The organism is Ruegeria sp. A3M17 (assembly GCF_003318255.1).
Classification (GTDB): Bacteria; Pseudomonadota; Alphaproteobacteria; order Rhodobacterales; family Rhodobacteraceae; genus Ruegeria.
Genome location: NZ_QOCF01000031.1, coordinates 29,624 through 53,439 on the forward strand (window position 1 = coordinate 29,624; position 23,816 = coordinate 53,439).

General features: G+C 58.8%; 29 protein-coding genes. 12 read left to right on the forward strand and 17 right to left on the reverse strand.

Translation table 11 applies throughout. The features are described from left to right. Positions 1-46 precede the first annotated feature (46 nt). The 6 genes from DS906_RS17065 to folK form a co-directional block, all read right to left on the reverse strand. A complete protein-coding gene (locus DS906_RS17065; protein ID WP_113791317.1) occupies positions 47-670 on the reverse strand; it encodes a LysE family translocator in 624 nt (207 codons plus the stop codon). Further along, entirely contained in the window at positions 667-1,413 is a 747-nt protein-coding gene (locus tag DS906_RS17070; protein WP_113791318.1) for a pyridoxine 5'-phosphate synthase, read from the reverse strand. Before DS906_RS17070 ends, DS906_RS17065 begins: the two co-directional genes overlap by 4 nt. Beyond that, entirely contained in the window at positions 1,406-2,104 is a 699-nt protein-coding gene (locus DS906_RS17075; protein ID WP_113791319.1) for a DUF2062 domain-containing protein, read from the reverse strand. Before DS906_RS17075 ends, DS906_RS17070 begins: the two co-directional genes overlap by 8 nt. A gap of 16 nt (positions 2,105-2,120) precedes the next feature. Then, complete coding sequence (locus DS906_RS17080; RefSeq protein WP_113791320.1) at positions 2,121-4,253, reverse strand: bifunctional (p)ppGpp synthetase/guanosine-3',5'-bis(diphosphate) 3'-pyrophosphohydrolase; 2,133 nt, start codon at positions 4,251-4,253, stop codon at positions 2,121-2,123. 26 nt (positions 4,254-4,279) lie between these two features. Continuing rightward, a complete protein-coding gene (gene rpoZ / locus DS906_RS17085) occupies positions 4,280-4,633 on the reverse strand; it encodes a DNA-directed RNA polymerase subunit omega (protein WP_113791321.1) in 354 nt (117 codons plus the stop codon). 94 nt (positions 4,634-4,727) lie between these two features. Beyond that, the gene (folK, locus tag DS906_RS17090) at positions 4,728-5,285 is read right to left on the reverse strand and encodes a 2-amino-4-hydroxy-6-hydroxymethyldihydropteridine diphosphokinase (protein ID WP_113791322.1); all 558 of its coding nucleotides are present in this window, start codon (positions 5,283-5,285) and stop codon (positions 4,728-4,730) included. Between the two features lie 154 nt (positions 5,286-5,439). Between folK and DS906_RS17095 the strand changes: the two genes are divergently transcribed. The 7 genes from DS906_RS17095 (at position 5,440) to DS906_RS17125 (ending at position 9,926) form a co-directional block, all read left to right on the forward strand. Next, positions 5,440-6,012: an NYN domain-containing protein gene (locus tag DS906_RS17095; protein WP_058278950.1), complete on the forward strand. Its 573-nt coding sequence runs from the start codon at positions 5,440-5,442 to the stop codon at positions 6,010-6,012. 193 nt (positions 6,013-6,205) lie between these two features. After that, positions 6,206-7,156: a 4-hydroxy-3-methylbut-2-enyl diphosphate reductase gene (gene ispH / locus DS906_RS17100; RefSeq protein ID WP_113791499.1), complete on the forward strand. Its 951-nt coding sequence runs from the start codon at positions 6,206-6,208 to the stop codon at positions 7,154-7,156. Then, a complete protein-coding gene (locus DS906_RS17105; protein WP_113791323.1) occupies positions 7,153-7,605 on the forward strand; it encodes a DUF3429 domain-containing protein in 453 nt (150 codons plus the stop codon). Before ispH ends, DS906_RS17105 begins: the two co-directional genes overlap by 4 nt. Further along, positions 7,602-8,189, forward strand: coding sequence for a bifunctional 2-polyprenyl-6-hydroxyphenol methylase/3-demethylubiquinol 3-O-methyltransferase UbiG (locus DS906_RS17110; RefSeq protein ID WP_233494829.1), 588 nt, complete (start codon positions 7,602-7,604; stop codon positions 8,187-8,189). Before DS906_RS17105 ends, DS906_RS17110 begins: the two co-directional genes overlap by 4 nt. Next, positions 8,182-8,649, forward strand: a complete 468-nt coding sequence (gene rnhA, locus DS906_RS17115) for a ribonuclease HI (RefSeq protein ID WP_108861286.1) — start codon at positions 8,182-8,184, stop codon at positions 8,647-8,649. Before DS906_RS17110 ends, rnhA begins: the two co-directional genes overlap by 8 nt. Beyond that, positions 8,646-9,269, forward strand: coding sequence for a trimeric intracellular cation channel family protein (locus tag DS906_RS17120; RefSeq protein WP_058273289.1), 624 nt, complete (start codon positions 8,646-8,648; stop codon positions 9,267-9,269). Before rnhA ends, DS906_RS17120 begins: the two co-directional genes overlap by 4 nt. Before the next feature lie 54 nt (positions 9,270-9,323). Then, a complete protein-coding gene (locus DS906_RS17125) occupies positions 9,324-9,926 on the forward strand; it encodes an alpha/beta hydrolase (protein ID WP_113791325.1) in 603 nt (200 codons plus the stop codon). A gap of 6 nt (positions 9,927-9,932) precedes the next feature. Here the strand turns inward: DS906_RS17125 and DS906_RS17130 are convergent, their stop codons facing one another. From DS906_RS17130 to def (DS906_RS17150), 5 genes are read right to left on the reverse strand one after another with little or no spacing between them, the layout of a single operon-like run. Then, positions 9,933-10,169, reverse strand: a complete 237-nt coding sequence (locus tag DS906_RS17130) for a GlsB/YeaQ/YmgE family stress response membrane protein (protein WP_058273291.1) — start codon at positions 10,167-10,169, stop codon at positions 9,933-9,935. A 1-nt stretch (position 10,170) separates the two neighbouring features. Further along, the gene (locus DS906_RS17135) at positions 10,171-10,425 is read right to left on the reverse strand and encodes a hypothetical protein (protein ID WP_113791326.1); all 255 of its coding nucleotides are present in this window, start codon (positions 10,423-10,425) and stop codon (positions 10,171-10,173) included. Between the two features lie 14 nt (positions 10,426-10,439). After that, positions 10,440-11,345 carry a methionyl-tRNA formyltransferase gene (gene fmt, locus DS906_RS17140; RefSeq protein ID WP_113791327.1) on the reverse strand — a complete coding sequence of 302 codons (906 nt, stop codon included), beginning with the start codon at positions 11,343-11,345 and terminating at the stop codon, positions 10,440-10,442. A gap of 2 nt (positions 11,346-11,347) precedes the next feature. Further along, entirely contained in the window at positions 11,348-11,842 is a 495-nt protein-coding gene (gene def / locus DS906_RS17145) for a peptide deformylase (protein WP_113791328.1), read from the reverse strand. Then, a complete protein-coding gene (def, locus tag DS906_RS17150; protein WP_113791329.1) occupies positions 11,839-12,357 on the reverse strand; it encodes a peptide deformylase in 519 nt (172 codons plus the stop codon). Before def (DS906_RS17150) ends, def (DS906_RS17145) begins: the two co-directional genes overlap by 4 nt. A 94-nt stretch (positions 12,358-12,451) precedes the next feature. Here def (DS906_RS17150) and DS906_RS17155 point away from each other — a divergent pair, with 94 nt between their 5' ends. After that, positions 12,452-13,624, forward strand: a complete 1,173-nt coding sequence (locus tag DS906_RS17155; RefSeq protein ID WP_113791330.1) for a MalY/PatB family protein — start codon at positions 12,452-12,454, stop codon at positions 13,622-13,624. Positions 13,625-13,660: 36 nt separating this feature from the next. On the opposite strand, the gene DS906_RS17160 is transcribed toward DS906_RS17155, so the two are convergent. Continuing rightward, entirely contained in the window at positions 13,661-14,014 is a 354-nt protein-coding gene (locus tag DS906_RS17160; protein ID WP_113791331.1) for a hypothetical protein, read from the reverse strand. Between the two features lie 215 nt (positions 14,015-14,229). Here DS906_RS17160 and DS906_RS17165 point away from each other — a divergent pair, with 215 nt between their 5' ends. Beyond that, on the forward strand, positions 14,230-15,219 hold the full coding sequence (locus DS906_RS17165; protein ID WP_113791332.1) for a glutathione S-transferase family protein: 990 nt from the start codon (positions 14,230-14,232) through the stop codon (positions 15,217-15,219). Here the strand turns inward: DS906_RS17165 and DS906_RS17170 are convergent. Then, entirely contained in the window at positions 15,201-15,563 is a 363-nt protein-coding gene (locus DS906_RS17170; protein ID WP_108861296.1) for a response regulator transcription factor, read from the reverse strand. The genes DS906_RS17165 and DS906_RS17170 overlap by 19 nt on opposite strands. A gap of 182 nt (positions 15,564-15,745) precedes the next feature. On the opposite strand from DS906_RS17170, the gene DS906_RS17175 reads away from it, so the two are divergent. Genes DS906_RS17175 through DS906_RS17185 form a run of 3 tightly spaced genes read left to right on the forward strand, consistent with a single transcriptional unit; the run spans position 15,746 to position 18,803 of the window. Continuing rightward, positions 15,746-16,711, forward strand: coding sequence for a threonine-phosphate decarboxylase (locus tag DS906_RS17175; protein WP_113791333.1), 966 nt, complete (start codon positions 15,746-15,748; stop codon positions 16,709-16,711). Next, positions 16,708-17,628: an adenosylcobinamide-phosphate synthase CbiB gene (gene cbiB / locus DS906_RS17180; RefSeq protein ID WP_113791334.1), complete on the forward strand. Its 921-nt coding sequence runs from the start codon at positions 16,708-16,710 to the stop codon at positions 17,626-17,628. The genes DS906_RS17175 and cbiB overlap by 4 nt, the downstream gene beginning before the upstream one ends. Before the next feature lie 11 nt (positions 17,629-17,639). Next, positions 17,640-18,803 (forward strand): lytic murein transglycosylase, encoded by a 1,164-nt coding sequence (locus DS906_RS17185; RefSeq protein ID WP_113791335.1) that lies wholly within the window; start codon positions 17,640-17,642, stop codon positions 18,801-18,803. A gap of 45 nt (positions 18,804-18,848) precedes the next feature. On the opposite strand, the gene DS906_RS17190 is transcribed toward DS906_RS17185, so the two are convergent. From DS906_RS17190 to DS906_RS17205, 4 genes are all read right to left on the reverse strand, one after another. Beyond that, positions 18,849-19,187, reverse strand: coding sequence for an acyl-CoA thioesterase (locus DS906_RS17190; RefSeq protein ID WP_113791500.1), 339 nt, complete (start codon positions 19,185-19,187; stop codon positions 18,849-18,851). Positions 19,188-19,411: 224 nt separating this feature from the next. After that, complete coding sequence (locus DS906_RS17195) at positions 19,412-19,762, reverse strand: hypothetical protein (protein ID WP_113791336.1); 351 nt, start codon at positions 19,760-19,762, stop codon at positions 19,412-19,414. Positions 19,763-19,816: 54 nt separating this feature from the next. Further along, positions 19,817-23,272 (reverse strand): chromosome segregation SMC family protein, encoded by a 3,456-nt coding sequence (locus DS906_RS17200; RefSeq protein WP_113791501.1) that lies wholly within the window; start codon positions 23,270-23,272, stop codon positions 19,817-19,819. Positions 23,273-23,410: 138 nt separating this feature from the next. Then, positions 23,411-23,806 carry a hypothetical protein gene (locus DS906_RS17205; RefSeq protein WP_113791337.1) on the reverse strand — a complete coding sequence of 132 codons (396 nt, stop codon included), beginning with the start codon at positions 23,804-23,806 and terminating at the stop codon, positions 23,411-23,413. Between the last annotated feature and the right edge of the window lie 10 nt (positions 23,807-23,816).

Consider the following 23,816-nt stretch of genomic DNA (forward strand, 5'->3'; position numbering starts at 1 on the left):
CACCGCTAGGTATCTGAGAAGACTGAAGTTCACTCCCTTGAACCCATCACGCTAGTCGTACTGTCAAAATCTTGTAACTCGCTACCCCAAAGAACCCGGCAAAGGCGAAGTCGAACCAGCGACGGGCGCGGCTGTAGACGCGCACCATACGCTCGGAAGAGAAGAGGAAGGCGTAGCCAATGAAGACCAACAACGATCCTGCGTAAAGCATGGCGAAATAGCTCATCAACATCGACAGGCTGGCATCATTCGGGGCGACGATGGCATAGATCGACCCCCAACTCAGGATCGCCTTGGGGTTGGTCAGGTGAATGGCCGCGCCCTTGGCAAAGATTGTGCGAAAAGAGCCGGTGACAGGGTTGCCTATAGCAACCTCATCAGATGTCATCGCCCGACGCAGAGCCTTGATCGCCAGCCAGGCCAGATAGGCCACCCCTACATAGCGGATGACCTCGAATACCCAAACATTGGCCAGCATGATTGCTGATAGGCCCAGCGCAGCGGCGATGCCCCAAGCGGCAGAACCAGCGCAAATGCCCAAGGCAAACACCAGGCCAGCGCGGCGACCTTCATTCATTGCGGTTCCGGCGATCCCCATTGTTGCAGGCCCCGGAGAACCGCCAGCCATCAGCCAGGCAAACCAGATGGCAACAAAACCGGGCGTGATCATCCGCGCGCCTCATCCATTAGACGCCGCATCTCGGCCATGGCAGGCGTGAGGCCGCGAAAAATGGCCTCACCAATAAGGAAGTGGCCGATATTCAGCTCGCGCACTTCTGGGAACGCCGCGATCGGTTGTACGGTATCATAGGTCAGGCCGTGACCCGCGTGGACCTCAAGGCCCAGTGAATGCGCAAAAGCGGACATTTCGCGCAGGGCTTCCAACTCACTGTTGGCTTTGTCGTCGTGGCCTTCGGCCATGGCATCGCAATATGCACCGGTGTGCAGCTCGATCACTTCGGCGCCGATACGATGCGCCGCCTCGATCTGGCGCCGATCAGCAGCGATAAAGATCGACACACGACACCCGGCATCGCGCAGCGGAGCGATAAAATGAGCCAGCTTGTTTTCCTCGCGCGCGACCTCCAGCCCGCCTTCGGTGGTGCGTTCTTCGCGCTTTTCCGGGACGATGCAAACGGCATGCGGCTTATGGCGCAAGGCAATTTTCTGCATCTCGGGCGTCGCGGCCATCTCAAAGTTCAGAGGCACCGACAGGACCTCCATCAGGCCGTCGATATCAGCGTCCGAGATATGGCGGCGGTCTTCGCGCAGATGCGCGGTAATCCCGTCAGCCCCAGCCTCTTCTGCCAGCTTGGCGGCACGCAGCGGATCAGGATAGGCCCCGCCCCGCGCGTTGCGAACTGTGGCCACGTGGTCGATATTTACCCCAAGACGCAGGTGGTTTTCAGACATCGCTCGAATCCTTCTTAAGCCCCTGGTCTGAACCTAGGGCATTCATCAATGGAACGGCAGACTTTGTTTCGGCCAAGCGTTTGATTTCGTCAAACTTTGCCTTGATCTTGTCGCGACGGCGCTGCTGATAGGTGCGGATCAGCGGCAAGCTGAGATAAGAGCAGATTACACCCGCCAGAATGCCCGGAAGAACACCGCCAATCATGTAGGGAAAGAACACCTCGTTATAGAAGATGCTGAGCCCATGCCAGTCCGCGACACGGTCGGTGAACATGGCAATAAAGTTGTTCTTCAGATCACCCATTGCATCTGTGAACTTGCCCATCAGCCCATGTGTATCACCCTTGTGGAATTTGGTTCCCAGCAGGAAATGCCCGGTCTGCAGGCAAACCACGCCGATTGGCACATAGGTGAGTGGGTTGCCAAAGAATGTTCCACTCAGAGCGGCCAGAATATTGCCATTCAGCAGGCGCGCCACCACTGCAGCTACCAAAAAATGCAATCCGTAGAACGGAGTGAATGAGGCGAAGACGCCTGCACCGATGCCACGCGCAATGCGCTCGGGCGAGTCCGGCAGCCTACGGACACGATGCTTCACGTAGTGAAAGGCCCGCGTCCATCCACCACGGGGATAGACGAATTCAGACGCGATCTGGACAGGCGAGCGTCGGTCTCGGCGCTTAAATACCACTCCTGATCACCCCTTCTCAGCCAGCCGCTACGGCGGTTTTGGTCCTGTCACGATAGCGCTCGACCGCGGCAACATCGCTTTCGGCCTCAAGCATCAGCATCAGCGAATGCAACTGCTCCAGGTCACGCAATTCGACACTGACCAGAAGGCGGTAAAAATCGGGTTTGCGGTCGACGAATTCCAAGTTCGAAATATTGGCCTTTTTCTCGCCTATCAACGTACAAATGCGGCCCAGCACCCCGGCATCATTGCCAATCGTGACGTCCAGTGTTGCACCATGAACGGCCGGGTGCGTGCCAGAATGCCAGTGCAGATCAACCCAGCGATCTGGTTCGCTTTCGAACTCGGACAGGCGGTCGCAATCGATAGCATGCACCACAACACCCTTGCCGCGATAGGTGATGCCTACGATGCGTTCACCCGGTAAGGGCTGACAACAGGGCGCGCGGTCAAATTTCTGACCGGGTTCAAGGCCGATCACCGCACGGCGAGGGGAAATGGCGTCCCCTTCATCCTGTGTCAGTTCAGGGTAAACGGCGCTGACCACATCATGCGCCGTTAGCTCTGCGCTGCCGAGACGCGCCAGCAATTCGTGACGATCCTTCAGGCGCAGGTGTTTCGCCGCAGTATCAAGCGTCTTGTCAGTGGCCTTCCGGCCGACATGTTCGAAACCGGAACGTGCAAGCTCCTTACCCAGTTTGATAAACCGCTCGCGGTCGACCTCGCGCAGGGCGCGCCGGATCGCGGTGCGGGCCTTGCCGGTCACTGCAATCTCAAGCCACGTAACCTGAGGCGTCTGGCCGTCAGCCGTGATCACATCCACCGACTGACCGTTCTTGATCCGCGTCCACAATGGCACGCGGATGCCGTCCACCTTGGCGCCAACACAGGCATGGCCAATACGGGTATGGATCGCATAGGCGAAATCAATCGGCGTTGCCCCGCGCGGCAACTTCACAACGTCCCCCTTGGGCGTGAAGCAAAACACCTGGTCCGAGTACATTTCCAGCTTGACCGCTTCGAGGAAATCTTCGTGATCTTCCTCACTGTCGAACTGTTCAGTCAGGTTCGCAATCCACTTGGCCGGATCAACGGCAAAAGGGTTTTCCGAGCGGACACCGTCGCGGTACGACCAATGCGCCGCAACGCCGGTTTCTGCCACATCATGCATCTGACGGGTGCGGATCTGAACCTCGACCCGTTTCCCGTCGCGGCCGGAAACTGTTGTGTGGATCGAGCGATAGCCGTTTGATTTCGGCTGGCTGATATAATCCTTGAACCGACCCGGCACTGCGCGCCAACGTTGGTGAATGGCACCCAGCGTACGATAACAATCTTCCTCGGACCGGGTGATGATGCGAAAGCCGTAGATGTCGGACAGGCGCGAAAAGCCCTGATCCTTTTCCTGCATCTTACGCCAGATCGAATAAGGCTTTTTGGCGCGACCAAACACTTCGGCTTCGATGCCCGCCTTTTCCAGCTCGTGCCGCATGTCGCCGGTGATCCGATGAATCACGTCGCCGGTTTCACGTTGCAAGGTGATAAAGCGGCGAATGATCGACTGGCGACCTTCGGAATTCAGAACCCGGAAAGCAAGATCCTCAAGCTCTTCGCGCATCCACTGCATACCCATGCGACCTGCGAGCGGCGCATAAATATCCATCGTCTCGCGTGCCTTCTGCACCTGCTTTTCCGGGCGCATTGCCTTGATGGTGCGCATGTTGTGCAAACGGTCGGCCAGCTTGACCAGAATGACCCGCAGGTCCTTGGACATCGCCATGAACAGCTTGCGGAAATTCTCGGCCTGTTTGGTTTCGCGGCTGGACAGTTGCAGGTTGGTCAGCTTAGTGACGCCATCGACCAGCTTGGCAACCTCTTCCCCGAACAGTTCGGACACTTTGCCATAATTGGCCTTGGTGTCTTCGATCGTGTCATGCAGCAACGCCGTAATGATCGTCGCATCATCCAGACGCTGTTCGGTCAGGATGGCGGCAACGGCAACGGGATGCGTGAAATAGGGTTCGCCTGAATGGCGGAACTGACCGTCATGCATCTGCTTTCCGAACTCATATGCTCGGGCGATGCGGTCAGCATTAGTCTTGGGGTTGTAGTTGCGGACCAGCGCAATCAGGTCGTCTGCAGAAATCATCCGGTCCGCACCTTTATCTTTGGGGATTACCCCTGGCCTTGAGCCTCCATCAGAGCGCGCAGCAGCTTCTCTTCCGACATATCGTCATCGGCAGGTTTGTCCGATTCCGCACCCATCAACAGAGCCATCTGATCTTCTTCCGGCTCGTCGACCTCAATCTGGGTCTGGTTAGCCTCGATCAGGCGCTCGCGCAGATCATCTGCGCTTTGGGTTTCGTCTGCAATCTCGCGCAGCGACACGACGGGATTCTTGTCATTGTCACGGTCGACGGTGATCGGGCCGCCGGCAGAAATCTCGCGCGCACGATGGGCGGCAAGCACCACCAGTTCAAACCGGTTAGGAACCTTGTCTACGCAATCTTCAACCGTCACGCGGGCCATGGGGCGCTCTCCGTTACTGAATCCATGTCAGGAAGAGGTTTATCTAAGGGCGAATCTCTGCCTTGACAAGCAAGAAATGCTGCAAATGCACCGTTCACACAGCCGTGACCTCTGCAATATCCGCCGCAGGCAGGTCTGCCAGCATTTCGGTTACCGTCCGGCCCAGCACAGGATGGCGCCAATCCGGGGCGACGTCCGCCATCGGAACAAGTACAAAAGCACGATCCTGCAGGCGCGGATGTGGGATAATCAGCCGGTCCGGCGCCTTTTGCGTCTGTTCCTGTGCTGGCAGGGTCAGCCAGCTATCATATTCGGTGCGATCCGGCAGAACCAGATCATCATAGCACACCAGATCCAGATCCAGCGTTCGCATACCCCATCGCTGCACCCTTTCGCGGCCAAAATGATGCTCAATCTGGTGAAGCAGGTGCAACAAATCGGCCGGTGTCCTGTCCGTTTCGATCAAAGCAGCCGCGTTGACGTAGTCCGGCCCGGCACCGGCCGGGAAGCACGGGGTCTCAAAAAAACGGCTAACGGCACGAATCACCACTCCTTGACGCAAGATCGCGTCAAGTGCGCTTTGAAGTGTCACCTTGGGGCCAATACCTCTCAATTTGAGATTTGCGCCCAGCGCGATAACCGCTTTTGACATAGATTTGTACGTTCCATTCACTATATTCGGCGAATTGCATGCTTGCGATACGACCGAAATGGCCTAATTATAGAAGATCAGCGCGCCGCCTATTTTTCAAATACCCACTCACGTAACACCACGGCGCTCTGTATTGTACCGGAAGGACCTATTTATGTTCTATAAAGACGAACGGCTAGCGCTGTTCATCGACGGCTCGAATCTTTATGCGGCCGCAAAAGCACTGGGGTTTGACATCGACTACAAATTGCTGCGCCAGGAGTTTATGCGCCGCGGCAAGATGCTTCGGGCTTTTTACTATACGGCGCTATTGGAAAACGACGAGTATTCCCCGATCCGCCCCTTGGTTGACTGGCTGCATTACAACGGCTTCACCATGGTGACAAAACCGGCGAAGGAATACACCGACAGCATGGGGCGTCGGAAAGTCAAAGGTAACATGGACATCGAACTGACAGTCGACGCCATGGAACTGGCACCGCGTGTCGATCATATTGTGCTGTTTTCGGGCGATGGGGATTTCCGCCCGCTGATTGCCAGCCTGCAGCGTCAGGGCGTGCGCGTTTCGGTGGTTTCGACCATCCGCAGCCAGCCGCCGATGATCTCGGACGAGTTGCGCCGCCAGGCTGACAACTTCATCGAGCTTGAGGACCTGCGCGACGTGATCGGGCGGCCCCCACGCGAAATGCCCATGGAGCCACGCAGCGTTGCTGCGGGTGGACAGTAAAACCGGGCCACTCACCAAACCCGAGGGAAGAAATTAGCGCGGTCAGGCTGTACCAACCTGGCCGCGCTTCTTTTACTAAAAGCAGGTACTGAAACACCTGCTGTTTAGCGGTGTTTCATGTCAGATCAATGACAATGTCCTGTCTGGACCATAGCCGGGAAAAGACTTACCTGTGGCCTATGGAGACCAAGACATGACCAAGCCGCCCCTTACCCTTTACCTTGCCGCGCCGCGCGGGTTCTGCGCCGGTGTCGACCGGGCGATCAAGATCGTTGAAATGGCGCTGCAGAAATGGGGTGCCCCGGTCTATGTGCGGCATGAAATCGTGCACAACAAATTCGTCGTCGATGGTCTGCGCGCCAAGGGGGCCGTTTTTGTCGAAGAGTTGGACGAGTGTCCTAACGACCGACCCGTTATTTTTTCAGCGCATGGCGTACCGAAATCCGTTCCCGCGTCGGCGGCCCAGCGCGAGATGATCTATGTCGATGCCACCTGCCCGCTGGTCTCCAAGGTCCATGTCGAGGCACAGCGCCATGCAGAAGCCGGATTGCAGATGATCATGATCGGGCACAAGGGCCATCCAGAAACCATCGGCACCATGGGTCAGTTGCCTGATGGCGAAGTGCTGCTGGTCGAAACCGTTGATGACGTGGCCTCGGTTCAGGTGCGCAATCCGGAAAAGCTGGCATTTGTCACCCAAACGACGCTTTCGGTGGATGACACCAAGGATATTATCGCGGCCCTCGAAGCCCGGTTCCCGGCCATCGTTGGCCCGCATAAGGAAGACATCTGCTACGCCACCACCAACCGGCAAGAGGCCGTCAAAGCCGTGGCTCCGAAGTCGGATGCTTTGCTTGTTGTTGGCGCACCGAACTCTTCAAACTCACGCCGACTGGTCGAAGTCGCTGCGCGCGCCGGGTGCAACTATGCGCAATTGGTGCAGCGCGCCCACGATATCGACTGGCGGGCGCTGGAAGGCATCTCAACCATCGCCATTACCGCAGGCGCTTCAGCACCCGAAGTGCTGGTGAATGAGGTGATTGACTCTTTTAACACCCACTATGACGTGACGGTTGAACTGGTCGAAACCGCCGTCGAAAATGTCGAATTCAAAGTACCCCGCGTCCTGAGGCAAACCGCATGAGAGGCGTCCCCAGGGCGCCGTTGGTTATTGCGCTGGCGGGGTTGATCCCGTTCATTTGGGGCGCGCTGACCTCCTTGAACGGCGATTTGCAGGATTGGGGCAGGCAAGAGCTTGGGGCGCGGTTCGTCGGGCCGTACGTTCAACTGTTCTACGGCTCGGTGATCCTCAGCTTTATGTCCGGTGTTCTGTGGGGGTTCGCCACCAAGACCTCGGGCAGTAAGGCAGCGACATGCTATATGCTGTCAGTCCTCCCGGCGCTTTGGGCGTTTTTCATGACCGGCGGTGGACCTGTCGAGGCAGGCATCAACCTGATGTACGGCTTCGCCGGTTTGCTGATGCTGGACGCGATATTTGCATATTGGCGACTGACCCCGACATGGTGGCTGAGGCTGCGCGTTCTGCTGACAGCCATCGTCCTGATATGCCTTGCCGTAGGAGTGTACCTGTGACCGACCGCAAGACAATTGACGCCTACACCACGCGTGTTGCCGAGTACCTGAGCGTCCCATTGCCGCCCGAACAGGTTGAGGCGCGTATGGCCTTTGCCGAAGCGGTTGCGCCGGGCGGTTATGTGCTGGACCTCGGCTCAGGTCCCGGCGCGGACAGCATGTTTTTCCTGCGCGAGGGGCTGCGGGTTCGGGCGCTGGATGCCACGCCGGCCTTTGTGGAACACGCCCGCGAAAATGGCGTAGATGCGCATGTCGGTACATTTGACGATGTGACCGAAACGGCCACGTTTGACGGCATCTATGCCAGCTTTTCGCTGTTGCATGCGCCGCGCAAGGATTTCCCGCGCCATTTGGCGGCCATCCACCGGGCACTCAAGCCTGAGAGTATCTTTTTCCTTGGTCTGAAACTGGGAACCGGTGAACACCGCGACGACATTGATCGCTATTACACCTATTTCTCACAGACCGAGATCGAAGAGGCGCTGGCCGAGGCAGGGTTCACAATCGATCGGATCACAACCGGAGTGGGCAAAGGTCTGGCCGGGTCTTATGACGGCTTCATTCTGGTGATCGCCCATGCCTGAGTTGTTTGCCTATACCGATGGTGCCTGTTCGGGCAATCCTGGCCCGGGGGGCTGGGGTGTGCTGATGCGCGCAATGGATGGCGAGAAAGTCCTGAAAGAACGCGAGCTGAACGGCGGCGAGGCTGAAACCACCAACAATCGCATGGAATTGCTGGCAGCGATCAGTGCGCTGGAAACGCTGGAGCGGGCTTCGAAGATCACTGTGGTGACCGACAGCGCCTATGTGAAGAATGGCGTCACCGGCTGGATTTTCGGCTGGAAGCGCAACGGCTGGAAGACCTCGAACAAGAAACCGGTCAAGAATGTCGATCTGTGGCAGCGACTGGATGAGGCACAGGCACGCCATGACGTGACCTGGGAATGGGTCAAGGGCCACGCGGGCCATCCCGAAAACGAAAAAGCCGACGAGCTGGCCCGCGCGGGCATGGCCCCGTTCAAACCAAAAAAGGCGCAAACGTGAGCGGTCTGGCGCTGCTCGACTATGCCTCAGTTCTGGTTTTTGCCCTGACGGGCGCACTGGTAGCCAGCCGGGCACAGCTGGATTTGGTCGGTTTTGCCTTTATGGCCTGCCTGACTGCTGTGGGCGGCGGAACCGTCCGCGACCTGCTGCTGGACCGGCACCCGGTGTTTTGGGTCGGTCAACCGGACTATATCCTGATCGCCACAGCGGCTGCCGTGGTGGTGTTTTTCACTGCCCATTTGGTCGAAAGCCGATACAATTTGCTGGTCTGGCTGGACAGTTTCGCCCTGTCGATTGCCGCGGCAGCAGGTGCTGGCGCAGCCTTGTCGCTGAACCAATCCGGTGTCATCGTTGTGTTGATGGGCGTCACAACGGGCTGCCTTGGCGGCTTAATGCGGGACGTGGTCTGCAACGAAGTGCCACTGGTCCTGAAACAGGGTGAGCTCTATGTCTCTTGCGCGTTTGCCGGGGCTTTTGCCGCTGTGATCGCGACCCGACTTGGTTTCGACGAGCTGGCCACACTGGCCGCATGTGCGTTGATCTGCTGGGCATTGCGGGCGGGATCATTGGTGTTTGGCTGGCGGCTTCCGGTTTACAAGGCGCGCCCGCCGCGGCAATAAATGGGTGCAAAATGTTCGATCTGCATTTCCTGTGCCACAGAAGTGAGAACTGAAATGAAATTCACTTTCCCCGTTTTTGTCGCCTCACTGGCTCTTCTGGGTGCGTGTGCAGAGCGATACGACGCGGTCAGCTTCGTTGTACAGGGCGACGAAATCGTTGCTTCGGGGGCTATTGATCACACGACACTCAGCGCTTTTGAAGAAATCACTGCGGCCAACCCCGAGATAAAGACACTTGTACTGCAGAACATCGAAGGCTCGGTCGATGATGATGCAAATGTCGTTTTCAGCCGCGTTATTCGGGATGAAGGGTTCAATACAGTGGTGCCTTCAAACGGCTTGGTCGCCTCTGGTGGTACCGATCTGTTCCTGGCAGGCAATCGTCGCACTCTGGAACCTGGCGCATGTGTCGGGGTTCATAGCTGGGGCGGCGGCGGATATGTGGCCGCCAACCTGCCCGAAAACCACCCCGAGCACGATCGCTATCTCGACTATTTCAATGATATTGGTGTCGACCCGGCCTTTTATTGGTTCACGCTTGATGCAGCGTCCGAGGACGAAATGCACTGGATGTCAGCAGAGGAAGCCAATCGCTTCAATATGGCGACGCGCAATTCGAAATCGTTGGGATCAACAGTGATTTGCGACGAGCGGTAGCCCCGCTCAACGTCGTAGATAGGTCTGCCAGATCCAGATCACCAGCAGAGCCCCCAGAACGGCGCCCACAAAACCGGACAACCATCCTGCCACGGTGATCAAGGCCCGCAACAGAAATCCGCCAACCAGTGCACCAACGATGCCAATCAACATGGTTGTGGGGATGTTGGCCTCGATCCGCATTAAACGGGTGGCCAGGAACCCTGCGGCGGCTCCGATGACGATCAGGGCGATGACAGGCATGTCACTTCCTCCAATGGGTCGGCACGATGATCAGCGCGCCGACGGATGACACAATAGCGTTCAATCCCGGGGACCCAAAAGCAAGGTTAAACCCGAACATCCTGCCAAACATGATCTGAACAAAGAAAAACAGAAAGGCACCGCCGATACAAATGATGATAGATTGCAGATAGCCGTTTCGGGTAAACCCGGTTTTTTCCGCGAGGCTTCCAACGACGGCTGCGATCAACACCGTCCCCATCAAAGTCATGTACAAGTCTGTTATTCCTTCTAAATCCGGCTTCCCTTGGCCACAGGCCAGCCCCGCAGAAAGGTTTCCTTATCCTGTGCGCCCTTGCCCGCCCGTTGCAGGCGCAACAGATCAACGGCACCCTCGCCGCAAGCAACTGTCAAAGCATCGTCCAGAGCTTCGCCGGGTACGCCCTGCCCCTCGGCCAGACGCGACGCCAGTAGTTTCACGCGGTCTCCGTCAATCTCGGTCCAGGCACCTGGGAACGGGGACAGACCGCGGATCTGCCGGTCCACCTCGGCTGCGGGCCGGGACCAGTCAATCCGTGCCTCTGATTTGTCGATCTTGGCGGCATAGGTCACACCGACCTCGGGCTGCGGCTCGGGCGTCAGATCCGGCAGGTCATGCAAAGCCTCAACGATCAGTTTGGAGCCCATTATCGACAGCCGGTCATGCAACTGGTCGGTGGTTTCCTCGATCCCGATATCGGTTGCTTCGCGCATAAGAACCGGGCCTGTGTCCAACCCGGCCTCCATCTGCATGATGCAGATACCGGTTTGCGCATCGCCGGACATGATGGCACGATGGATCGGGGCCGCCCCGCGCCAGCGCGGCAACAGGCTGGCATGGATATTCAGACATCCCTGGGCAGGCGCGTCCAGAACGGGCTGCGGTAGGATCAGGCCATAAGCGACCACCACAGCCACATCTGCGTTCAGTGCAGCAAAGGCATCCTGTTCATCTGACGATTTCAGAGACACCGGATGGCGGACAGTCAGGCCTAACGCTTCGGCTCGTGCGTGAACCGGTGTCGGACGGTCCTTTTTGCCCCGACCAGCTGGGCGCGGGGGCTGGCAATACACGGCGACAATATCATGCCCGGCTTCGACCAGCGCATCCAGAACCGGAACCGAAAAGTCGGGCGTACCCATGAATACAACGCGCATCTCTACCCCAGCTTTTTGGCTTTGCGCAGCAGCATGTCCCGTTTGACCTTGCTGAGCCGGTCGAAATACATCTTTCCGTTCAGATGGTCGATCTGGTGCTGTACGCTTGTGGCCTCGATTCCGACAAAGTCGCGGCGATCCACCATCCCCTGCTCATTCAGGAACTTGACCGTCACCGCGCGCGGGCGTTTCACCTTGGCAGAGACACCGGGCAGGTTCGGGCTGGCCTCATCATGTTCGCGCAATTCGATCGAGCTGTGCAGGATTTCCGGGTTGGCCAGACGCACCGCCTTACCCCGTTCGGTCGAGCCGTCCACCACAGCCAGCCGCAACATGACGCCGATCTGCGGCGCGGCAAGGCCAACACCGGGCATCGCCTCCATCGTGTCGATCATGTCGTCCCAGATGGCGCGGATTTCATCGGTGATCTCGGCGACGCCCTCGGCCTTGGTGCGCAGGAGTTTGTCGGGCCATGGCAGGCAGGTGCGAGCGGTCATGCGCGGGCCTGCTCGCGCTTTAGTTTCTGCATCTTTCGCGTGATCATCTGCCGTTTCAGCGGCTTGAGATAGTCGATGAACAGCTTGCCGTTCAAATGGTCGATCTCATGCTGAACACAGGTCGCCCACAGGCCGTCGAATGTGTCCTGCTGCAAATTGCCATCCCGGTCGATCCACGTGACATCAACCACTTTGGGGCGCGTGACTTCGGCGAATTGCTCGGGGATCGACAGGCAGCCTTCCTCGTAGACATTGGTCTCATCGGACGAGGCGATAACCTCGGGGTTGAACATGATCAGCGGACGCGGGGCTTCGCCCTCTTCCTTAATGCAGTCCAACACGATCAACCGATCCAGCACGCCGATCTGAGGCGCGGCCAGACCAACGCCAGGCGCGTCATACATCGTCTCCAGCATGTCGTCGGCCAGTTTGCGCAGCTCGTCGCTGATATCTGCCACAGGCGCGCAGACCTTTTTCAAGCGGGGGTCGGGATGGATCAGGATATTGCGTTTCATGGGGTTGATTTAGGCCATCCCGCCCCGCGCCGCAACGCCCCCCTTGCACCCGCTGGAATTGTGGCTAGCTTTCGACCGGACAGATGGAGCAGACATGACTTTCAACGACCTGATCGACCGCCGGAAAACCAACAGTTCAAAATGGGATAAGATGGAGCAAATCTACGGTGTGCCCCCGCAGGACGGGTTGGCCATGTGGACGGCAGATTCCGATTACCCAACAGCGCCTTGCGTAATTGATGCGGTTCGAAAAGCGGCTGACCATGGGGTCTTTGGGTATTCGTGGATTCACCCGGAATATCTGGCATCGATTCAGTGGTGGATGAAGAACCGCCATAGCTGGGACATTGACACCGATTGGGTGCTGACTTCACAGGGGTTAGGCAATGCAATCGCCCTGTCTCTGGATGTCTGGAGCGAACCTGGCGACGGCGCCGTCATCTTCAGCCCCGTCTACCATGAGTTTGCCCACAAGGTGAACAAATCGGGACGTCGCGTTGTCGAGTGCCCGCTAGTTCGCCAAGGCGAAACCTATGGCCTGGATCTGGACGATGCTCAGTCGCGTCTGGACGGGTCGGAAAAGTTGTTGTTGTGGTGCTCGCCGCAAAACCCCTCGGGCCGGGTGTGGACACCGGATGAACTGCGTGCCGTGGCCGCATTCGCCGAACGTAATGGGTTGATTTTGGTCTCGGATGAGATCCACCACGATCTGGTCTATCCTGGCAATACGTTCGTGCCGATGGATGTGGCTGCGCCGGATGCGCGACCGTGGACCGTGACCCTGACTGCGGCGTCCAAGACATTCAACATCGCCGGTCAACGGACCGGTAACATGATTATTCCTGACCCCAAACTGCGCGCGGCCATGCGCCACCGCATTCAGACGCTGGATTATGACCCCAGCGCATTGGGCGTGGCGATGATAACTGCCGCCTATTCGCCCGAGGGTGCGACGTGGGTTGACGAACAGGTCGCGCATCTGGCGGGCAACTGCCAGGTCTTAGACGCAGCAATCGCCGAGATCCCTGGTCTGTGGTCCATGCCGTTGCAGGCTACTTATCTGGCTTGGGTAGAATTCTCAGGAACCGGCATGACCCATGAAGAGTTTGTCCGCCGCCTCCGCGAAGATGCCAAAATCGCAACGTCCTCAGGCCCCGGTTTCGGCGCAGGTGGTGAGACCTTCGAACGGTTTAACCTGGCCACTCAGCGTGCACGGGTCGAAGAGGCATGCGCCCGACTAAAGCATGCATTTACTGATTTGCAGTGACCGAGGCGGCCAACGGCGATGTCGTTGGCTCTGCCCTCAATCCTCGCGTCCCAACAGCGCAATCGGCGCGTCCGGCGCGCGGTAGAAATCCAGCGGAGCCTTGTCGGCAGCGGCTGTGCTGCGCTTGAATTCGTATCGCATTTCGCCTGCTTCATCCTCATCCGCGATGATTAGGCATTGGTACAAGTGATTGACACCATCATAGATATCCACAAGCCCGCGCAGTTGAGGTGTGGTATCGGCCTCAACTGTAAATCCATCTTTCCACAATCGAAGAATCTTGTAGGTATTGTCGCCAATATCGACACGAAGGCGGCTGATCTTTTTCAATCCTGCGATTCGCGCCGCATCCAATTCGGCAGTAATTTCCTTTGAAACATAAGTACTCATAAAAATATCTCCCCCAGCAGTGTCTTCTATTGTGAGGCGCAAATTGTAAAAATCCAGTGAACCTGATCACAGTCAGCGCAGGGATTTCAATTTGTTGCACGGAAATCCCAATCCATCCTGTGCGTATGCGCAGGAAGGATGCGCGCGCCCTCGCATAGGAACGCCCCATGTACCCGCCTATGTTTGGCACAAACGCTTTTCGGAGGGCATGAGCAATGGGCCTGTTGGTCGACGGTAAATGGCACGACACCTGGTATGACACCAAATCCACTGGCGGCGCGTTCAAACGCAGCGCCGCGCAGTTTCGCAATTGGCTGACGGTAGATGGCAGCGCCGGACCATCGGGCAAGGGTGGCTTCAACGCTGAAACCGACCGCTACCACCTCTATGTCAGCCTGGCCTGTCCATGGGCGCACCGCACTCTGATCTTCAGGGAACTGAAAGGTTTGAACAAGCACGTCTCAGTCTCGGTGGTACATCCCGACATGCTGGACAAGGGCTGGACCTTCGAGACTGATGACCATGGGGCAACCGGGGACACATTGTACGGTCTGGGCTTTGCCCACCAGGTTTACACCAAGGCCGACCCTACCTATTCGGGTCGTGTCACAGTGCCGATCCTGTGGGACAAGAAACAGCAGACGATTGTTTCGAACGAAAGCTCGGAAATCATCCGCATGTTCAATTCGGCCTTTGACGGGATCACCGGCAACACCGACGATTACTGGCCCGAAGCGATGCGCGATGAGATCGAAGAGGTGAATGCGCGCATCTATTCCAACGTCAACAACGGCGTCTACAAATCCGGCTTTGCCACCAGTCAACAGGCCTATGACACCGCCGTGGACCCGCTGTTTGAAACGCTGGACTGGCTAGAGGATCGTTTGGCTTTAAACCGATATCTGATGGGGGATCGCCTGACCGAGGCCGACTGGCGCTTATTCACGACGCTGATCCGGTTCGATCCCGTCTATCATCTGCATTTCAAATGCAACCGGCGGCGGCTGATCGATTACCCCAACCTATGGGCTTATACGCGCGAGCTATATCAAAGGCCGGGCGTCGCATCGACGGTCAACATGCACCACATCGTGCGCCACTATCACTATAGCCACGAAAGCATCAACCCGCATCGGATCATCCCGATCAACCCGGTTTTGGACTACATGGAACCGCACGGGCGCGGTCAGCGACCCGCCGCGTAATGTTCAACCATCGCCGCCAGATCTTCTGGCGGCGTGCCGCTTTGCACATAAGCGCACGCGTTTGGACTGTGGGCAAAGATCGACCCGTCTGAAAAAAAGGTGGTGTTGGTGACAAAGATCACCCGCGCCTCGGGGCGGCGATAGCTGGCGAAATCAGCCACTGCCAACGCGCTGCCATTTTCCAACACCAGATCCAACACGATGATATCGAAATCCGTGCCGTACAGCGCAAGGATCGCAGCCTCTTGCCCGGCAACAAGCGTCACTTCGGCGCCTTGCCGTTCCAGATGTCTTTTCCAGACCCGACCAAGGTCGGGGTTACTCTCAACAATCAGTACATTCATTTGCAACAACCTCGGCACTTGGTAGAGTGTGCGGTGCCGACCCCCGTGGTTTGTGATCACGCTTATTCCTTAACAAAGTGTTAATGGTGCCGGTCAATCGGGTCGATCACGCGGATTTGCTTGTGTAAGCGGCGAAAATCCGCTTGAAGCACCGGAAACACGCAATTCCAGCGAGAACATCGATGGCAAGCCCAAACGCAGATTTGAACCCCCGTGCCTCGCGCGACCATGGCGGCGGGCTGGACGGTGCTATCTCCCGGTTCGGCGGGGCACGCGACAATTGGCTGGACCTGTCCACTGGCATCAACCCACACCCGTATCCGGTGTCGGGACTGACCCCGTCGGACTGGGCCGCGCTGCCGGATCACGGCGCGTTCGAACGGCTGTCTGCCGCAGCACGCCAGTTCTGGTCTGTTCCAGATGGTGCAGCGATTCTGCCCGCGCCCGGCGCTTCAGCAGTAATCGCCCGCATGCCTGCCCTTGCTGCGACGGGTCGGGTGCAGATCACAGCCCCCACCTACAACGAACACGCGGCAGCTTTTTCGGCGCAGGGTTGGACAGTTCAATCGAACGGTCCAGCCGAGGCGCGCGTCCTTGTGCACCCGAATAATCCGGATGGACGTATCTGGACCGTAGAGGACGCCAATGCCCCGCTGACCGTGATTGATGAGAGTTTTTGTGACGTTTGCCCTGATGCATCCCTAATTCACCTGGCCGAGCAGCCCAGTGTGATCGTGTTGAAAAGTTTCGGCAAGTTCTGGGGTTTGGCCGGGCTACGGTTGGGATTTGCGATTGGCCGCCCTGACCTGATCACAAAGCTGAACGATCTGACCGGGCCGTGGTCCGTCTCTGGCCCTGCCCTTCGGATCGGGGAACGGGCGCTGCGGGACACAGACTGGGCCAAAGCGACCCGTCAGCAGTTGGCGGCATCGACAGAACAGCTGGACAGGATCATGACCGGCAAGGGGGCAAAACTGGTCGGGGGCACCACGTTGTTCCGCCTTTATGACGTCGACGATGCCGCCGCTTGGCAGGCCAAGCTGGCCCGCGCCCATATCTGGAGCCGCATATTCCCCTACTCAAACACTTATCTGCGCCTTGGCTTGCCGTCCGCAGACGGGTGGCGTCAGCTTGAGGCCGCGTTGTGAGCACAGCATTTCTGCTGGTTTGCGCGATGTGTCTGGACGCGGCGCTTGGAGAGCCAGATTGGCTCTGGTCGCGCATTCGTCATCCGGCAGTGATGATTGGAACCGCCATCGGCTGGCTGGACCAGCGCCTGAACCGCGGAACGAATAGGCTCCTGAAAGGCGTAGCCGTCGTGGTGGTGCTGATCTTTGGCGCATTGATTCTGGGCCGCACCCTGACCTTGTTTGGGCCGGTGATCGAAATCATCCTTGCCGCAATTCTGCTGGCACAGAAGTCACTGGTGACCCATGTCCGCGATGTCGGTGACGGGCTGCGCATCTCATTGGCCGAGGGCCGCGCCAAAGTCGCCATGATCGTTTCGCGCGATACGCGGGACATGACCGAGGCGCAGGTCGCGCGATCTGCGATTGAGAGCGCTGCCGAAAATCTCAGCGACGGCGTAATTGCGCCCGCCTTCTGGTTTCTGGTCGCGGGCCTGCCGGGGTTGCTGATCTACAAGGCAGTCAACACGGCGGACAGCATGATCGGCTACCGGTCGGAAAAGTACCGCGATTTCGGCTGGGCCGCGGCGCGTCTGGACGATGTGTTGAACCTTATCCCCGCCCGTCTGACCTGCGTGATGATCGTGGCGCTATCCGGTCAATGGGCGCGCTGGCCCGAAATGGTCGCGGATGCACGTCGCCATATCTCACCCAACGCCGGTTGGCCCGAGGCCGCCATGGCGCGCGCACTGAACGTCGCCCTTGCCGGGCCACGCAGCTATGATGGTCAGGTCCGCGATCTGGCCTGGGTCAACGGTGATGCGCGACGTGACATCGGCGCGCCGGAGGTTTTCCGCGCATGTGACATGCTTTGGCAGGTATGGGGGCTTGCGCTGGGCCTCGTGTCGGTGTGGGTTGGAGCAAGCTTCATTTTCTGACGGAATTAAAAATGCGTTTTCTCTCCGGCATCATTGCCGCCACCCTGCTCGCCTCTCCCGCCTTGGCCCAATGTGGCGGCGGGTTCAATTCCTTCGTGAAGGGTCTGAAGGCCGAGGCCATTCAGCAAGGGTTCGACAAATCCACCGTGAACAGCTTTTTCAAAGGTGTTCAGCAGGACAGCGCGGTTCTAAAGGCGGATCGGGCGCAGGGCGTATTCCAAATACCGTTCATCGATTTTTCACGCCGCCTGATCTCGCAGAACCGGATAGATCGCGGTAAATCCATGTCTCGCAAATACGATGCGGTGTTTGACCGGATTGAGCGGGAATACGGCGTGTCGCGCGGTGTATTGCTGGCATTCTGGGCGTTCGAGACTGACTATGGCGCGGTACAAGGTGACTTCAACACCCGCAACGCCCTGGTCACGCTGGCGCATGACTGCCGCCGACCTGAGCTGTTCCGACCACAGGTTTTTGCGGCCATCGAGCTCTACAGCCAAGGGGGTTTTGACCCCAACCGTACGACCGGTGCCTGGGCAGGTGAGATCGGCATGGTGCAGATGCTGCCCCGCGACATTCTGGAAAATGGCGTGGACGGGGATGGCGACGGCAAGGTCTCGTTAAAAACCTCAGCCCCGGATGCGCTGATGTCGGGTGGCAAGATGCTGTCACATCTGGGCTGGCGTCCGGGTGAACCCTGGCTGCAGGAGGTAACTGTTCCCGCCCAGATGGACTGGTCCCTGGCCGGCCCCGGCAAGTTGCGGTCCGTGTCCGAATGGCAGGCGATGGGCGTTCAAGCGCGCAGCGGGTCTTTGGCCAACCTGCCCGCATCGCTGATCCTGCCACAGGGTCGCAACGGCCCCGCATTTTTGGCCTACCCAAACTTTGACGTCTATTTCGAATGGAACCAAAGCTTTGTTTATGTCCTGACCGCCGCCTATTTCGGCACTCGGTTGGAAGGCGGGCAAGTCTATGACGCAGGGAACCCGCCACAAGGCCTGTCGGGTGCGCAGATGAAGCAGTTGCAGACAAAGTTACAAGCGCGTGGGCATAACGTGGGCAAGATCGACGGCATCCTTGGTGCGGGAACGCGCGCAGCTGTTCAGGCTGAACAGGTACGGCTAGGGCTGCCTGCGGATGCTTGGCCGACGGCAGAGTTGTTGAACAGCCTCTGACGCAACGCTCAAATGTCGGCTGGGCGTATTTGCGCCCCCCCCGACTTATGTCTCGTCAAATACCGGTCGCGGCGCACCATTTTCGTCCAACGCAACAAATACGAAATCCGCATCCGTGACCTTTTGCGCCTTTTCGGAATACCTCGGGCGGGCCCATGCATCCACGTGAATGCGCATCGATGTGCGCCCAACTTTCAACAGCGTCGCATAAAGTGTGACTTCATCCCCAACCTTAACCGGACGCAGGAATTGCATGGCCTCGACCGACACAGTCGCGCCACGCCCTTGCGAAACCCGCCCGGCCATGTTTCCGGCTGCTAAATCCATCTGCGACATGAGCCACCCGCCAAAAATATCCCCTGAAGGGTTCGTGTCTGCCGGCATTGCGATACTGCGAATCACCAGCACGCCTTCGTCCTGCTGACGCCCATGAGAGCTGCGTTGTTTTCCAAGAGCCAACGTGTCTTTGGATGCTTCGCTCACTTATTTTTCCTTTTTTGGCTAGCACGGTCTGCGCACCTCTGTCGCCCCATGATCTTATTGCGAGCCCTGACAATCACAAACACAATGCCAGACGCTGTATTGAGAGCACTGGGAAGTTTGCTGAATTACTCAGACCGGACCGGATATCTGTCGCCTTTCTCGTCAATCAGGACCAGACGCTTACCGCTGCGGACATAGAGATCACAGCGGCTGAACCCGTTTCGATAGGCGATGCAGACACTGCCGTCATCGGCGATGGAGTATGTCCCGAACGCGGATTCCCCGCTGGCATAGGTAAAGGAATAGGCCCCACCAGCCGAAAACTTGGACTGTCCGTCGTCATAGAAGGTCAGCGTTCGCCCCGCCAGGGCGTCCAGCTCGGCAGATGAAAGCGGAACATCTCCGGGTTTCGTTGGCCATTCCGCCGCCACAATCGGGCTGGCAGTCAATAAGGCAAGGATCAGATATCGGGTCATGCGGCCACCTTACCCCGCCACCGGGCGATTGAGGCATAACGTTGCAGTGAACGATCAGGCGACCATCTGTTCGGCCTTTTTCAGGTCGACCGAAACCAATTGACTGACGCCCTGTTCCTGCATGGTCACGCCAAACAGCCGGTCCATCCGTGCCATGGTCACCGCATGGTGGGTGATGATCAGGAACCGAGTGTCCGTCTGGCGGCACATCTCGTCCAGCAAGTCACAGAAGCGGGTGACGTTGGCGTCATCCAGGGGCGCGTCGACCTCATCCAGCACACAGATCGGCGCGGGGTTGGCGAGGAAGACGCCAAAGATCAGCGCCGTTGCTGTCAAGGTCTGTTCCCCGCCCGACAGCAGGCTAAGCGTCGACAGCTTCTTGCCCGGCGGTTGGCACATGATTTCGAGCCCGGCATCCAGCGGATCATCGCTTTCGACCATGACCAGATTGGCCTCACCGCCTCCAAACAGGTGTTTGAACAGCATCGCGAAGTTCGAGTTCACCTGCTCAAACGCGGTCAGCAGGCGCTCACGACCCTCACGGTTGAGGCTGGCGATGCCGCTGCGCAGGGCCTTGATCGCTTCTTCCAGATCGGCCTTTTCGCTGTTCAGGGTATCAAACTCTTCCTGAACTTCCTTGGCGTCTTCTTCGGCGCGTAGGTTTACGGCCCCCATCGCGTCACGTTGGCGCTTGTGGCGGTTGACCTCGGCCTCCAATGCGTCGGCTGCAGGCATCTGGTCGGGGTTCACATCCAGTTGGTTCAGCAACTGGTTCGGCGTCAGCTGCTGATCTTCAGCGATCCGCTCAGCGGCGGCCACGACGCTTTCCTTGGCCGCGTCACAGCGCGCCTCAGCCGCCGCACGGGATTCGCGGGCTTCAGACGCCAAACGCTCAGCTTCACGCTCGGCCAGCACAACCTCGCGCTGCTGGGTTTCGGCCTCGGCAAGTTTGTCGGCGGCCTCGGCACGTCGGGCCTCGGCTGTCTCGATCAACTCGTTCAGTTCTTCGCGGGCTTCGGCGATCTCACCCGGGGCGGCCATCGCCTCGGACAGTTCCTCCTCAGAGCTTTCCTTGCGTTCGACGAGTTCCGAGATACGTTTTTCTGCTGACTCCAGCCGGTGCCGCCAGCCACTGAGGTCCTTGGTCACTTCCTGGGCCCGCCGGGTCCGTGCCTCGCCTTCACGACGCAGCTCATCATGGGATGAGCGGTGGGTCAGCATGGTGATCCGGGCAGCCTCAACCGTCTGCTTGATATCCTCAACCTGCGCACGCGCGCTGTCGACATCACCCAAGCCGGACAGCGCACCTTCGGCCTCGCGCAGTTGCGCGCGGGCGGACATGGCATCGTCCTTGTGCCGATCTACTGCAAGGGTCAGCGTTTCCAGCTTGCCCTCAGCCAGATTGCGGTCGGCCTCAGCCCGGCTTAACCGGCGCGCGGATTCCGCCATCCGCTGATCAGCAGCGCGGCGGGCTTCACGTGCGCGACGGTCTGCCTCGGTGACATCCGCCAGTTGCTGTGACAGCGCCTCATGCGCGGCGCGGGCACCATCAGCCTGCGCTTCGGCGCGGGTAAGTTCCTGTTTCAGAGCTTCAAGCTTGTTGAGCTGTTCCAACCGCAAGGCTGCAGCGCTTGGCGCATCTTCAGCCCAGGCCCGGAACCCGTCCCAACGCCACAAGTCACCCGAACGGGACACCAGACGCTGCCCCGGCTTCAATGAGGCTTGCAGCCGCGCGCCCTGATCCGCATCAACCAATCCGATCTGAACGATCCGGCGGCTTAGACGGTTTGGGCCCGAGACATGCAGGGCCAATGGTTCAGCCCCATCGGGCAGGGGCTGATCTGCATCGTAGCCTGACACCTGCACCCAGCCGGATGGTCCATCGGCATCGACCAAAGGTGTACGCAGGTCGTCAGCCAGTGCCGCCCCCAGCGCCTTTTCATAGCCGGGCTCGACCCGCAGCAGATCCAAAACCTGCCCGCCTTCGGCCGTATCCCTTTCGACCAGCTTGGCCAAGGCGGATGTCTCGGCACGGATCGCACCCAACTCGCCTTCGGCCTCAGACCGCTGAGCGCGCGCTTCGGCTTCTCTCGCCTGCGTTTCATTGCGCAGCTCGTCCGCTGCGGCCAGCGCTTCGTCGGCGGCCTCAGCGGCCTCGCGCGCTTCTTCCTCACCTTCGTGCGCTTCCTCAAACGCTTCGCTGGCGTGGGTCAAAGCATCGCGGGCTTCGTCTACCGCAGCACGGGCTTTCTCTTCCTCACCCTCGGACCGGGCCAGCGTCTTGCGGCTGTCTTCGACCAAACGCTGAGCCGACTGGTGACGCGCCACAAGACGCGCCACATCTTCGGTTTCCTGCGACAGGTGATCTTCTCGGTCTTGCAGCACAGATGCGGCTTCGCGCGCGATCTCGGCGGCCTCAGCCACTTTGTCGTCATGCCCTTCTGCCGCTTTGGCCAGTTCGCGCGCTTCCCATTCCAGACGCTCAATCATCTGGCCCGCGTCCCGGTTCAAGCCGGTTTCGCGTTCGATATCGTTGGCCAGCTGCTGAATGCGGTTGGTCAGTGTTTCGATCGTCTGACGCGCGCGGGTTTCCTGATCGGTCAGTTGATCGCGCTGCACCTGCTGCCGTTGCAAGACGGCGGCGGCAATGGCTTCTTCCTCGCGCAGAGGCGGCAGAGTTTCCTCGATTTCAAACCGCTTGGCGCTGGCGGCGCGCGCTTCAGCCTCGGCACGCGAGGCTTCGGTGATCCGCTCGCGCAAGACGTCTTCGGCCTGCTGGCGAGCCATATCAGCCTCTTTCCAGCGGCGATAGAGCAGCATGCCTTCGGCCTGCCGCAGTTGCTCGCCAATCTCGCGGTACCGTGCGGCCTGACGCGCCTGACGCGCAAGCTGTGCCAATTGGGTACCCAGCTGTTCCAGCACGTCATCGACACGGGTCAGGTTGGATTCGGTGCCCTTCAGCTTAAGCTCTGCCTCGTGGCGACGCTGATACAGGCCAGAGATGCCCGCCGCCTCTTCCAGAATGCGGCGGCGCGCACGGGGCTTGGCGTTGATCAACTCGGCAATGCGGTTCTGCCCCACCAGTGCAGGCGAATGCGCACCAGTCGAAGCATCGGCGAATAGCATCTGCACGTCACGCGCCCGCACATCCTTGCCATTAGTCTTGTAGGCGCTGCCTACATCTCGCGTGATGCGGCGGAAAATCTCAAGCTGATCGCTGTCATTGAAACCCGAGGGTGCCAGACGTTCGGAATTGTCCAGGGTCAGCACAACTTCGGCAAAGTTGCGCGCTGGGCGCGTGGCGGCACCCGCGAAAATCACATCCTCCATAGCGCCGCCGCGCATGGATTTGGGGCGATTTTCACCCATTACCCAACGCAACGCTTCCAGAAGATTGGACTTGCCGCAGCCATTTGGGCCCACCACACCGGTCAAACCATCCGCGATGATCAGATCGGTCGGATCAACAAAGCTTTTGAAGCCGGTGAGTTTGAGTTTGCTGAAACGCAAAGCCGCTCGTCCCATGATTCCTATATCTGGAAGTCTGCGCAACCCGTTGGGGGTGAGTCAACGGAGTAACGCAGGATATGGGATTTCTTACCAAGTTATCCACAATATCTTGTCAAAATACGCGAAAAAGCGCGTATCTCAGTAGGGAGCGCACTCAAAAACCTGATAGCCATAGTCTTCATAGTAGCCATAGTCGGTACATTCATAGGGACCGCGAAGAAGGCTGCCGAAAATCAGCTTTTTCCCCAATTCTCGGTCGCAACCCAGAATGCCCACGGTGACCGCAGCGTCGCCCAGAACATCCAACAACGGGCAACCCGACACCTGTGCCATAGCCAGTGCGGCCCGGACGCGAATGGGGCCAAGGCGCGGAGCATATTGAGAGTTGATGCGTACAGCCTCGGCCAGTTGATCGCGGACCCGCACGTCAAATACACTGCCGTTCACCGCCACGCGGGTCGCCGGCACATCGCGAAAGTGGGGCGTGCCGGCCGAGCAAGCGGCCAGCACAAGGAGGGACAGATACCGGACCATGCCCCCAGCA

What these genes read in the sequence shown, in the direction of transcription:
- DS906_RS17065 (WP_113791317.1), bottom strand. Translation starts at nt 670, where the DNA reads ATGATCACGCCCGGTTTTGTTGCCATCTGGTTTGCCTGGCTGATGGCT.
- DS906_RS17070 (WP_113791318.1), bottom strand. Translation starts at nt 1,413, where the DNA reads ATGTCTGAAAACCACCTGCGTCTTGGGGTAAATATCGACCACGTGGCC.
- DS906_RS17080 (WP_113791320.1), bottom strand. Translation starts at nt 4,253, where the DNA reads ATGATTTCTGCAGACGACCTGATTGCGCTGGTCCGCAACTACAACCCC.
- rpoZ (WP_113791321.1), bottom strand. Translation starts at nt 4,633, where the DNA reads ATGGCCCGCGTGACGGTTGAAGATTGCGTAGACAAGGTTCCTAACCGG.
- folK (WP_113791322.1), bottom strand. Translation starts at nt 5,285, where the DNA reads ATGTCAAAAGCGGTTATCGCGCTGGGCGCAAATCTCAAATTGAGAGGT.
- DS906_RS17095 (WP_058278950.1), top strand. Translation starts at nt 5,440, where the DNA reads ATGTTCTATAAAGACGAACGGCTAGCGCTGTTCATCGACGGCTCGAAT.
- ispH (WP_113791499.1), top strand. Translation starts at nt 6,206, where the DNA reads ATGACCAAGCCGCCCCTTACCCTTTACCTTGCCGCGCCGCGCGGGTTC.
- DS906_RS17105 (WP_113791323.1), top strand. Translation starts at nt 7,153, where the DNA reads ATGAGAGGCGTCCCCAGGGCGCCGTTGGTTATTGCGCTGGCGGGGTTG.
- rnhA (WP_108861286.1), top strand. Translation starts at nt 8,182, where the DNA reads ATGCCTGAGTTGTTTGCCTATACCGATGGTGCCTGTTCGGGCAATCCT.
- DS906_RS17125 (WP_113791325.1), top strand. Translation starts at nt 9,324, where the DNA reads ATGAAATTCACTTTCCCCGTTTTTGTCGCCTCACTGGCTCTTCTGGGT.
- DS906_RS17130 (WP_058273291.1), bottom strand. Translation starts at nt 10,169, where the DNA reads ATGCCTGTCATCGCCCTGATCGTCATCGGAGCCGCCGCAGGGTTCCTG.
- fmt (WP_113791327.1), bottom strand. Translation starts at nt 11,345, where the DNA reads ATGCGCGTTGTATTCATGGGTACGCCCGACTTTTCGGTTCCGGTTCTG.
- def (WP_113791328.1), bottom strand. Translation starts at nt 11,842, where the DNA reads ATGACCGCTCGCACCTGCCTGCCATGGCCCGACAAACTCCTGCGCACC.
- def (WP_113791329.1), bottom strand. Translation starts at nt 12,357, where the DNA reads ATGAAACGCAATATCCTGATCCATCCCGACCCCCGCTTGAAAAAGGTC.
- DS906_RS17155 (WP_113791330.1), top strand. Translation starts at nt 12,452, where the DNA reads ATGACTTTCAACGACCTGATCGACCGCCGGAAAACCAACAGTTCAAAA.
- DS906_RS17160 (WP_113791331.1), bottom strand. Translation starts at nt 14,014, where the DNA reads ATGAGTACTTATGTTTCAAAGGAAATTACTGCCGAATTGGATGCGGCG.
- DS906_RS17165 (WP_113791332.1), top strand. Translation starts at nt 14,230, where the DNA reads ATGGGCCTGTTGGTCGACGGTAAATGGCACGACACCTGGTATGACACC.
- DS906_RS17170 (WP_108861296.1), bottom strand. Translation starts at nt 15,563, where the DNA reads ATGAATGTACTGATTGTTGAGAGTAACCCCGACCTTGGTCGGGTCTGG.
- DS906_RS17175 (WP_113791333.1), top strand. Translation starts at nt 15,746, where the DNA reads ATGGCAAGCCCAAACGCAGATTTGAACCCCCGTGCCTCGCGCGACCAT.
- DS906_RS17185 (WP_113791335.1), top strand. Translation starts at nt 17,640, where the DNA reads ATGCGTTTTCTCTCCGGCATCATTGCCGCCACCCTGCTCGCCTCTCCC.
- DS906_RS17190 (WP_113791500.1), bottom strand. Translation starts at nt 19,187, where the DNA reads ATGCCGGCAGACACGAACCCTTCAGGGGATATTTTTGGCGGGTGGCTC.
- DS906_RS17195 (WP_113791336.1), bottom strand. Translation starts at nt 19,762, where the DNA reads ATGACCCGATATCTGATCCTTGCCTTATTGACTGCCAGCCCGATTGTG.
- DS906_RS17205 (WP_113791337.1), bottom strand. Translation starts at nt 23,806, where the DNA reads ATGGTCCGGTATCTGTCCCTCCTTGTGCTGGCCGCTTGCTCGGCCGGC.